This is a genomic window from Achromobacter sp. UBA5777 (assembly GCF_002418565.1).
In the GTDB taxonomy this organism is placed as follows: Bacteria; Pseudomonadota; Gammaproteobacteria; order Burkholderiales; family Burkholderiaceae_B; genus Achromobacter; species Achromobacter animicus.
In genome coordinates, this window is sequence record NZ_DIEJ01000252.1 from 1 (window position 1) to 9,725 (window position 9,725).

The window sequence follows — 9,725 nt, forward strand, 5'->3', positions numbered from 1 at the left end:
CACGGCGTCACCGGCGCTGGTGGCGGCCTACACGGGCGCGGCCGCCGCGGCCATGGACGCGCTTGCCGAGCATGGCCTGCGCTTCCAAGTGCTGGACGGGTTCCTGTACCCCGGCCACACCGCGCGCCGCATGCACACGTTGCCCGAGCGCACCGGTGCGGCGCTGGTCGCGGCCCTGGAACGCGCAGCCACCGAGGCGGGCGCTTACCTGCTGACCCGTGCGCTGGCCCGCGAAATTTGGACGGATGACGACGGCCGCGTGACCGCCGTGGGCTGCGAACGCCCGGACGGCTCGGTCGACGTGATCGGCTGCGATGTCCTGCTGCTGGCCTGCAACGGCTTTGGCGGCAACGCCGCGATGGTCGGCGAATACCTGCCCGCAATGCGCGAGGCCGTCTACGGCGGCCACGTCGGCAACGACGGCAGCGCCATCCAGTGGGGCACGCAGCTTGGCGCGCGCCTCGCGGATCTGGGCGGCTACCAGGGCCACGGATCCTGGGCTACGCCGCAGGGCGCGCTGATTTCCTGGGCCGTGATGATGGACGGCGGCGTGCAGATCAACCGCGACGGCCAGCGCTTTCATGACGAGACGCACGGTTATTCCGAGGCCGCGGTCCATGTACTGGCGCAGCCGGACTCGGTGGCGTGGAATGTCTTTGACGACCGCACGCTCGCGCTGGCGCGCGGCTTTCCGGACTTCGTGCAGGCCGAAGAAGGGCAGGCGTTGAAGACGTGCGCCGACGTGGCGGCGCTGGCCGCGCTGATCGGTTGCGATCCGCAGGTGCTGGGCCAGACGCTGGACTCGGTCAGGCCCGGCGCGCCGGACCCGCTGGGACGCCGCTTCGAGCGCACGCTGCACGCGCCGTACCACGCGGTCAAGGTGACGGGCGCGCTCTTTCACACACAAGGCGGGCTGGACATCGACGCGCAATGCCGCGTCCTGGACAACACAGGCCGGGCGCTGCCCAACCTGCTGGCTGCGGGCGGGGCCGCCCGTGGCGTTTCGGGCAACGACGTGTCCGGCTATCTGTCCGGCAACGGCTTGCTCAGCGCGGTCGCCGGCGGCCATATCGCCGCGGCCACCGCGGCGGCGCTGCTCGGGCGCCGCCTGGATTAGGAAACCCATGATGCAAACACAGAACCTGAAAGCGCAATTGGCGGCCGGCACGGTGCTGGCCCCCGGCGTCTACGACGCCTTGTCGGCGCTGGTGGCCGAGCAGGCGGGCTTTACCGCGCTGTACCTGTCGGGCGCGTCCATCGCCTACACGCGGCTCGGCCGCTCGGACATCGGCCTGACCACGTACACCGAAGTCGAAGACACCCTGGCCCGCATCGCCGAGCGCGTGTCGGCTGCGGTGATCGTGGACGCGGACACGGGCTTCGGCAACGCGTTGAACACCCAGCGCACTGTGCGCGGCTTCGAGCGCGCGGGTGCCGCGATGATCCAGCTTGAGGATCAGACCTTTCCCAAGCGCTGCGGCCACCTGGACGGCAAGAGCGTGATTCCCGCCGCTGAGATGTGCGGCAAGCTGCGCGCCGCCGTCGACGCGCGGGTCAACGCATCCACGCTGATCCTGGCGCGCACCGACGCGCTGGCCTCCGAAGGCCTGGACGCGGCGCTGGACCGCGCCGAGGCCTATCTTGAAGCCGGCGCGGACGCGCTCTTCATCGAGGCGCTGCGCACGCCGGAACAGATGCGCGCCGCGTGCGACCGCTTCGCAGCGCGTGTGCCGCTGCTGGCGAACATGGTGGAGGGCGGCAAGACCCCGGTACAGGACGCGGGTGCGCTTGCCGCAGTGGGATTTCGCATCGTCATCTTCCCGGGTGGTACGGCGCGCGCGGTGGCGCATACGCTGCAGGGCTACTACGGCAGCCTGCGCCAGCACGGCACGACGGGGCCGTGGAAGGACAGGATGCTGGATTTCGATGGATTGAATGATGTGATCGGCACGCCGGAACTGCTGGAGCAGGGGCGGCGGTACGAAGGCTGAACCCGCTGGCTGCGGGGGCAGGGTTCCGGTATCGGGACGGTGCGAGCGGGTGTGGCAATAGCGGGTCGCCGCGTGGGCTGAACGTCCGCCCAGCGGCCCGAATTCAGCAAGCTCGCCTTAACGCGGCGTGCGCTGGTGCGGCACGAGCGGCGGCACGGGCTGGCCGGCGATCAAATCCCAGAAGGCCGGCAGGAAGCACTCGGCCACGAGCAGCGGCTGGCCCTGGCGCCAGAACACCGAGCGGCGCGCCCAGATCCGGCTGGCCTGCAACGCACGCGCCTCGGGCGGAAGAACGTCCGAGGCGGTGGCATGGAACGGCACGGGCGAGGCCAGGCGGCGGCACGCGAACGGCGACCGGATCACCGTGCTGTCGTGATACAGCATGTCGGCCAGCGGCCGGGTCAACAGGCGCCGCATCCCTTGCCAGGCGCCGTGCGACGCGGTCAAGGGCGTCAGGCTGCGCGCCGGCACGCTGTCCACGCCATTCACGGACATCAATACCTCGCGGATCCACACCGGTGCGCCCGGCGCAATGCGCATCGCACGCGCCTCGTCAGCCGGCGCGCCATCGGCGTACTCGGCCAACACCCGCAGGCGCACCTGCCCGACCTGGCGGAGACCAGCGGTAAGCGCGCCTGGCCGGAACAGCCAGTGGCGTTGGGCGGGGGACAGAATGGCCGGGGCTTGCGCCAGCCAGCCGGCGGCGAGAGGGGGGCGATGGGCTGCGGGTTGCTTCGTCATGGCTGCGTATTATGCCAAGCCCCGCCCGAAGGCCGTCTGCGTCGCAATGCCGCAGGGCAGGGGGCACCGGCCGTCCTCACCGGCCGTCCGCATACAATACCGCCCATGGAAAAAGTACGTATCTCCAAGCTCATGTCCGAGCGCGGACTCTGTTCACGCCGCGAGGCGGACAGCTATATCGAGCGCGGCTGGGTCCGCGTCGACGGCGTCGTCGTGTCCGAATTGGGCGCGCGGGCCTATCCCGACCAGGAAATCACGCTGGAGCGCGCTGCGCATGCGCGCCAGACCTCCCGCGTCACCATCCTCATCAACAAGCCCGTGGGCTATGTCTCCGGCCAGGCGGAAAAAGGCTACACGCCGGCCGTCGCCCTGATCGATTCCCGCTCCCGCTTCGCCAACGACCGCGCCCCGCAGCGGTTCGAACGCGCGCACCTCGAAGGCCTGGCCGTCGCTGGCCGCCTGGACATCGATTCGCAAGGACTCCTCGTCCTCACGCAGGACGGCCGGGTCGCCAAGCAGCTGATCGGCGAAGATTCCACGGTCGACAAGGAATACCTGGTCCGCGTTCAGGGCGAGCTGTCCGACAACGGCCTGGCCCTGCTCAACCACGGACTATCGCTGGACGGCAAACCGCTCAAGCGCGCGCAGGTGCGCTGGCAGAACCACGATCAACTGCGTTTCGTGCTGCGCGAAGGCAAAAAGCGCCAGATCCGCCGCATGTGCGAACTGGTGGGCCTGAAGGTGATCGGCCTAAAACGCGTACGCATCGGCCGCGTGGCCCTGGGGGATCTGCCGCTGGGTCAATGGCGCTATCTGCGCGACGACGAATCGTTCTGAGCTGGTGTCTGACACCCACCGTCCTCACCATCGTGAGACGGCCTCCAGCGCAGGTGTCTGACACCCTGGTGAGAGCCCCTTCATCTTGAGTTGCCCTCCAGAGGGTGTCTGACACCGACAGCGAGACACCGCTCGCAGCATTGGTCACCTCACCCGACAACACTTGTCGACCGCCGAAGGATTTTTCAGTCTGTTTCGGTCTCAGCGCGATTTCATGAAACCGGGCGTATCCTTCGCTTGCCAGTGGCTGCCCAGGCGCTCCATCAGGAATTCGATGAAGATCCGCGTTTTGGCGGGCAGCAGCCGCGTCTCCGTAACCGCATGCACCGGAAACGGTCCCAACTGCCAATCCGGCAGCACGCGCTGCAACTGGCCTGACTGCTGTTCCGACAACTGACCACCCACCAGCACCGCAATGCCCGCGCCCAGCATGGCCAGGCGCCGGGCCATGGCGACGCCGTTGACGGAAAACCGGTTGCCCGGCGTGAACTCGATGTGCTGCTCGCCGTTCGTTAGCGGCCAGCGCGTCACGCGGCCGGCGCCTTCCGCGCGGAACTCGATGCACTCGTGCCGGGTCAGGTCGCTGGGATGCTTCGGTTCACCGTGCTTTTCCAGGTAATCGCGCGAGGCATACAGGTAGGCAGGCAGCATGCCCAGCAGTCTTGCAATCTGGGTCGAATCGGGCAGGTCGCCGATTTCGATCGACACGTCGCAGGTCTGGAACACGCGAGATGCGTGGTCCGGGTTCGCGAGGTCCAGGAAAAACGTCACATCGGGATAGCGCCGGGAGAACTCCATGAATGACTCAGCCAGGAAATCCGTGCCGAAATCCGCAGGCATGTTGACCCGCAGCGGCCCGGTGGGCGTGTCGACCAGCTTCTGCAATTCTTCATGGGCGATCTGCGCCTCGGCCACGATGCGCTGGCAGCGTTCGAAATACAGGCGGCCGGCATCGGTCAGTTCCACCTTGCGTGTGGTGCGGCTGAGCAGCCGCAGCCCCACGGACCGCTCCAATTCGGCCACCTGGCGAGACAAGGTCGACTTGGGGACGCCCAGCGTTGCCGCAGCGCGGCTAAAACTGTGCGTTTTGGCGACCTCGACGAAGAGTTCCATTCCCTGTAGGCGTTTCATGGCGCGATTTTGTCACAGTGCGGATCGCACGATTGTCCCATAAATGGAATGATGTTTTCTCAACATGCCCCTTTGTTTCTAAAGCGGGATAACTCAGAATGCGAGTTCTGCAATGCAGCAATGCGATAAACGTCCAGCCTTGCGTGTTCTACGCGAATCCACCCAGGTCGAACGCCGCGGACCGCGCCAAGACGGTCTGACGGGCTGATGTTCTTCGCAGAATCGCCCCAGGCAAAACGGCCTTTCACGGCTATCAGGCACGCGGCGCATGCGCGGCGTGGGGCTACCTTTATTGAAATCGGGAATGCAATCTATGAATAAGAAAAGCGCTATGTGGCGCGGTGCGGCCGTTGTCGCGCTGACGGCATCGGCCCTCACACTGGCCGCTTGCGGCAAGAAGCAAGAGGCGCCTCAGGGCGGCAAGCCGCAAGTGACGGTCGTCACATTGGCGACGCAGCCCGTTTCCCTTACTACCGAACTGCCCGGCCGCACGTCTCCTTTCCGCGTCGCCGAAGTCCGTCCGCAGGTCAACGGCATCGTCCAGAAGCGCCTCTTCACCGAGGGCGGCGAGGTCAAGGCGGGCGAACAGCTCTATCAGATCGATCCCGCCCTCTACCAGGCCAACGTCGACAGCCAGAAGGCCGCGCTGGCTCGCGCCCAGGCGCAGCAAAAGACCGCCGCGCTGCTGGCCGAGCGCTACAAGCCGCTGGTCGCCACCCGCGCGGTCAGCCAGCAGACCTACGACAACGCCGTCGCCTCGCGCGATCAGGCCGCCGCCGATGTGCTGTCGGCCAAGGCGGCGCTGGACACGGCCCGCATCAATCTCGTCTACACCAAGGTCTTGTCGCCGATCGACGGCATCATAGGCCGCTCTGCCGTGACCGAAGGCGCGCTCGTGACCGCCAACCAGACCAGCGCGCTTGCCGCGGTGCAGCAGATCGACCCCATCTACGTCGACGTCACGCAGTCCAGCGTGCAGCTCCTGCGCCTGCAGGACGCGCTGGCCACCGGCCAGCTCAAGAAGCTGGACGGCGAGCAGGCCGCCCTGGTCACGCTGACGCTGGAAGACGGCTCGCAATACAAAGAGTCCGGCAAGCTGCAGTTCTCCGAAGTGACCGTGGACCCTGGCACCGGCTCGATCACGCTGCGCGCCGTGTTCCCCAACCCCGACCGCCGTCTGTTGCCCGGCATGTTCGTGCGTGCGCGCCTGGCTGACGGCGTGGCCGCCGACGGTCTGCTGGTGCCGCAACGCGGCGTGACGCGCAATCAGCGTGGCCAGCCGACGGCACTGGTCGTCAACGCCAAGAACCAGGTTGAACTGCGCGACCTGAAGACCGATCGCGCCATCGGCGACAAGTGGCTCGTCACCGACGGCCTGGCCGCCGGCGACCGCGTGATCGTGGAAGGCCTGCAGATGGTCCGCCCCGGCGTTGAAGTGGTCGCCACCGAAGCCGGCGCCAAGGCCCAGCCGCAAGCGGCCAATGCGCAGGGGGCAACCGCCCCCGCCGCGCCGGCCAAGCAGTAATCAGGAGCCACGCATGGCAAAGTTTTTTATCGACAGGCCGGTTTTTGCCTGGGTGATCGCGATCGTGCTGATGCTGGCCGGCGCGCTGTCCATCCTGCAGCTTCCGGTCGCCCAGTACCCCAACATCGCGCCGCCCGCCATCGGCATCGCGGTGACCTACCCGGGCGCGTCCGCGCAGACCGTGCAGGACACCGTGGTGCAGGTGATCGAACAGCAGATGAACGGTCTTGACGGCCTGCAGTACATCTCGTCGGAAAGCAATTCCGACGGCAGCATGTCCATCACGCTGACCTTCAAGCAGGGCACCAACCCCGACACCGCGCAGGTGCAGGTCCAGAACAAGCTGGCGCTGGCGCAGCCGCTCCTGCCGCAGGAAGTGCAGCAGCAGGGCATCCGCGTCACCAAGGCCACGAAGAACTTCCTGATCGTGGCCGGCTTCGTGTCCACCGACGGCACGATGACCAAGGACGACCTGGCCGACTACGTCGCGTCGTACGTCCAGGATCCCATCAGCCGTACGCAGGGCGTGGGCGACTTCCAGCTTTTCGGCTCGCAGTACGCGATGCGGATCTGGCTGGACCCGGCCAAGCTCGTCAACTACGGGCTGACCACGGTCGACGTCACCACCGCCATCAAGGAACAGAACGTCCAGGTCTCGTCCGGGCAATTGGGCGGCTTGCCGTCCGTGCGCGGCCAGCAGCTCAACGCCACCATCATCGGACCCTCGCGCCTGCAGACGGCCGAAGACTTCGGCCAGATCCTGCTCAAGGTCAACTCCGACGGTTCGCAGGTGCGCCTGCGCGATGTCTCGCGCATCGAACTGGGCGGCCAGACCTACGCCATCGACAGCTTCTACAACGGCAATCCGGCCTCGGGCCTGGCCATCAAGCTGGCGCCTGGCGCCAACGCGCTGGACACGGCGCAGGCGGTGCGCGACACCATCAACAACCTCAAGCCGTATTTCCCGCCGGGCATGGACGTCGTCTATCCGTACGACACGACGCCGTTCGTCAGCCTGTCGATCCATGAAGTGTTCAAGACGCTGGTCGAAGCCATCATCCTGGTGTTCCTGGTGATGTATCTCTTCCTGCAGAACTTCCGCGCCACCATCATTCCCACGCTGGCCGTGCCGGTGGTGCTGCTGGGCACGTTCGGCGTGCTGGCGGCGTTCGGCTATTCCATCAACACCTTGACGATGTTCGGGATGGTGCTGGCCATCGGCCTGCTTGTTGACGACGCCATCGTGGTGGTCGAAAACGTCGAGCGGGTGATGGCCGAAGAGGGGCTCACGCCCAAGCAGGCCACACGCAAGTCCATGAGCCAGATCACCGGCGCCCTGATCGGCATTGCGATGGTGCTGGCGGCCGTGTTCGTGCCGATGGCGTTCTTCGGCGGCTCCACGGGCGTGATCTACCGTCAGTTCTCGATCACGATCGTGTCCTCGATGGTGCTGTCCGTGATCGTGGCCATCGTGTTCACGCCGGCGCTGTGCGCGACGCTGCTCAAGCCCATTCCGAAGGGCCATCACGGCGCCAAGAAGGGCTTTTTCGGCTGGTTCAACCGCACGTTCGAGCGCAGCAGCAACGGCTACGCCAATACCGTCGCCCGCGGCCTGAACCGCACCAAGCGCCTGATGGTCGTCTACCTGGCGCTGGTCATCGCGATGGGCTGGATGTTCACGCGCATCCCGACCGCGTTCCTGCCGGCCGAAGACCAGGGCATTCTGTTCGCCCAGATCCAGACGCCGGCCGGCGCCACTGCTGAAGCCACCAAGGCCGTCATCGACGACGCCACCAAGTACCTGCTGACCGAAGAAAAGGACGCCGTTACCTCAGTGTTTGCGGTCAACGGCTTCAACTTCGGCGGCCGCGGCCAGAACGCGTCCATCCTGTTCATCAAGCTGCGGGACTGGGAAGAGCGCGGCGACGCCAGCCTGAAGGCCGCCGCCGTGGCGGGGCGCGCCAACGCGCATTTTGCCCAGACGGAACAACGTGCGAAGTTGTTCGTCGTGCCGCCGCCGTCCGTGATGGAACTGGGCAACGTCACCGGCTTTGACTTCCAGCTGATGGACCGCGCCGGCGTGGGCCATGAGAAGCTGCTCGCCGCGCGCAACCAGTTGCTGGGCGAGGCCGCTCAGAGCCCGGTGCTGGCGGGCGTGCGTCCCAACGGCATCGAAGACGCGCCGCAGTACCAACTGGACATCGACCGCGAAAAGGCCCGCGCCCTGGGCGTGGCCGTGTCGGACATCAACAGCACGCTCGCCACCGCATGGGGTTCGTCGTACGTCAACGACTTCATCGACCGCGGCCGCGTCAAGAAGGTGTTCGCGCAGGGCGAGGCGTCCTCGCGCATGCTGCCGGAAGACCTGAACAAATGGTACGTGCGCAACAAGGATGGCGACATGGTGCCGTTCTCGGCGTTCTCCAGCGCAACGTGGAGCTTCGGCCCGCAGAAGCTGAACCGCTACAACGGCGTGCCGTCGTACAACATCCAGGGCCAGGCGGCGCCGGGCTACAGCTCGGGCGCAGCCATGGAAGAAATGGAACGCCTGGCGGCCAAGTTGCCGGTCGGCGTCGGTTTCGAATGGACCGGCCTGTCGTTCGAAGAACGCCTGTCCGGCGCCCAGGCGCCCGCGCTGTACGCGATCTCGCTCATCGTGGTGTTCCTGTGCCTGGCGGCGCTCTATGAAAGCTGGACCATTCCGTCCGCGGTCATGCTGGTGGTGCCGCTGGGGATCATCGGCGCGCTGCTGGCGACGCTGCTGCGTGGTCTGTCCAACGACGTGTTCTTCCAGGTGGGTCTCTTGACGACAATCGGGCTGGCGGCCAAAAACGCCATCCTGATCGTGGAGTTCGCCAAGGAGCACTACGAATCGGGCGCCAGCCTGACCGAGTCGGCCATCCACGCCGCGCGTCAGCGTCTGCGTCCCATCCTGATGACGTCCCTGGCGTTCATCTTGGGCGTGACCCCGCTGGCGATTTCCAGCGGCGCGGGCTCGGGCAGCCAGAACGCCATCGGCACGGGCGTGATCGGCGGCATGCTGACCGGCACGTTCCTGGCCATCTTCTTCGTCCCGGCCTTCTTCGTCATCATGCTGCGCGTGTTCAAGGTCAAGCGCATGAGCGAAAACGTCGACAAGCACGACACCAGCGCCAAGGGTCCGCACGACGTGCCGGCGGAGGGTCAACCGTAATGAAACTCCAGATGAGAACCTTGCTGTCTGTATCCCTGGCGGCGGCCCTGGCGGGCTGCTCGCTGGCCCCCACGTACGAGCGCCCCGACGCGCCCATCGACGCCGCGTATCCCACGGGCGCCGCCTACAATGCGGCCCAGGTCGCCGCGCCGGGCGGCATGGTCGTGGCCGACATCGGCTGGCGCGACTTCTTCGGCGATCCGCTGCTGCAACAGCTGATCGAGCAGTCGCTCGTCAACAACCGCGACCTGCGGGTGGCGGCGCTGAATGTCGAGGCCGCGCGCGCGCAGTACCGCATCCAGCGGGC

Annotated in this window: 7 protein-coding genes and 1 pseudogene; 6 read left to right on the forward strand and 2 right to left on the reverse strand. The window is 66.6% G+C overall.

The genetic code is table 11. The annotated features are described in order from the left end of the window. A partial coding sequence (locus B3446_RS21445; RefSeq protein WP_291384791.1) for an FAD-dependent oxidoreductase occupies positions 1-1,117 on the forward strand: 1,117 nt, incomplete at its 5' end. Positions 1,118-1,127: 10 nt separating this feature from the next. Beyond that, positions 1,128-1,991 (forward strand): isocitrate lyase/PEP mutase family protein, encoded by an 864-nt coding sequence (locus B3446_RS21450; protein WP_291384797.1) that lies wholly within the window; start codon positions 1,128-1,130, stop codon positions 1,989-1,991. 117 nt (positions 1,992-2,108) lie between these two features. Here the strand turns inward: B3446_RS21450 and B3446_RS21455 are convergent, their stop codons facing one another. Next, the gene (locus B3446_RS21455; protein ID WP_291384792.1) at positions 2,109-2,732 is read right to left on the reverse strand and encodes a chorismate--pyruvate lyase family protein; all 624 of its coding nucleotides are present in this window, start codon (positions 2,730-2,732) and stop codon (positions 2,109-2,111) included. Between the two features lie 105 nt (positions 2,733-2,837). On the opposite strand from B3446_RS21455, the gene B3446_RS21460 reads away from it, so the two are divergent. Then, positions 2,838-3,569, forward strand: coding sequence for a pseudouridine synthase (locus B3446_RS21460; RefSeq protein WP_175126076.1), 732 nt, complete (start codon positions 2,838-2,840; stop codon positions 3,567-3,569). A 201-nt stretch (positions 3,570-3,770) separates the two neighbouring features. Here B3446_RS21460 and B3446_RS21465 read toward each other — a convergent pair whose 3' ends face one another. Next, the gene (locus B3446_RS21465) at positions 3,771-4,682 is read right to left on the reverse strand and encodes a LysR family transcriptional regulator (RefSeq protein ID WP_291384799.1); all 912 of its coding nucleotides are present in this window, start codon (positions 4,680-4,682) and stop codon (positions 3,771-3,773) included. A gap of 349 nt (positions 4,683-5,031) precedes the next feature. Between B3446_RS21465 and B3446_RS21470 the strand changes: the two genes are divergently transcribed. The 3 genes and pseudogenes from B3446_RS21470 to B3446_RS21480 all read left to right on the forward strand — a co-directional run. After that, positions 5,032-6,225, forward strand: a complete 1,194-nt coding sequence (locus B3446_RS21470; protein ID WP_291384801.1) for an efflux RND transporter periplasmic adaptor subunit — start codon at positions 5,032-5,034, stop codon at positions 6,223-6,225. A 13-nt stretch (positions 6,226-6,238) separates the two neighbouring features. Beyond that, a complete protein-coding gene (locus B3446_RS21475; RefSeq protein WP_291384795.1) occupies positions 6,239-9,418 on the forward strand; it encodes an efflux RND transporter permease subunit in 3,180 nt (1,059 codons plus the stop codon). After that, a pseudogene (locus B3446_RS21480) lies at positions 9,418-9,725 on the forward strand (multidrug transporter); the annotation flags it as partial. The gene B3446_RS21475 and the pseudogene B3446_RS21480, both read left to right, overlap by 1 nt.

What these genes read in the sequence shown, in the direction of transcription:
- B3446_RS21450 (WP_291384797.1), top strand. Translation starts at nt 1,128, where the DNA reads ATGCAAACACAGAACCTGAAAGCGCAATTGGCGGCCGGCACGGTGCTG.
- B3446_RS21455 (WP_291384792.1), bottom strand. Translation starts at nt 2,732, where the DNA reads ATGACGAAGCAACCCGCAGCCCATCGCCCCCCTCTCGCCGCCGGCTGG.
- B3446_RS21460 (WP_175126076.1), top strand. Translation starts at nt 2,838, where the DNA reads ATGGAAAAAGTACGTATCTCCAAGCTCATGTCCGAGCGCGGACTCTGT.
- B3446_RS21465 (WP_291384799.1), bottom strand. Translation starts at nt 4,682, where the DNA reads ATGGAACTCTTCGTCGAGGTCGCCAAAACGCACAGTTTTAGCCGCGCT.
- B3446_RS21470 (WP_291384801.1), top strand. Translation starts at nt 5,032, where the DNA reads ATGTGGCGCGGTGCGGCCGTTGTCGCGCTGACGGCATCGGCCCTCACA.
- B3446_RS21475 (WP_291384795.1), top strand. Translation starts at nt 6,239, where the DNA reads ATGGCAAAGTTTTTTATCGACAGGCCGGTTTTTGCCTGGGTGATCGCG.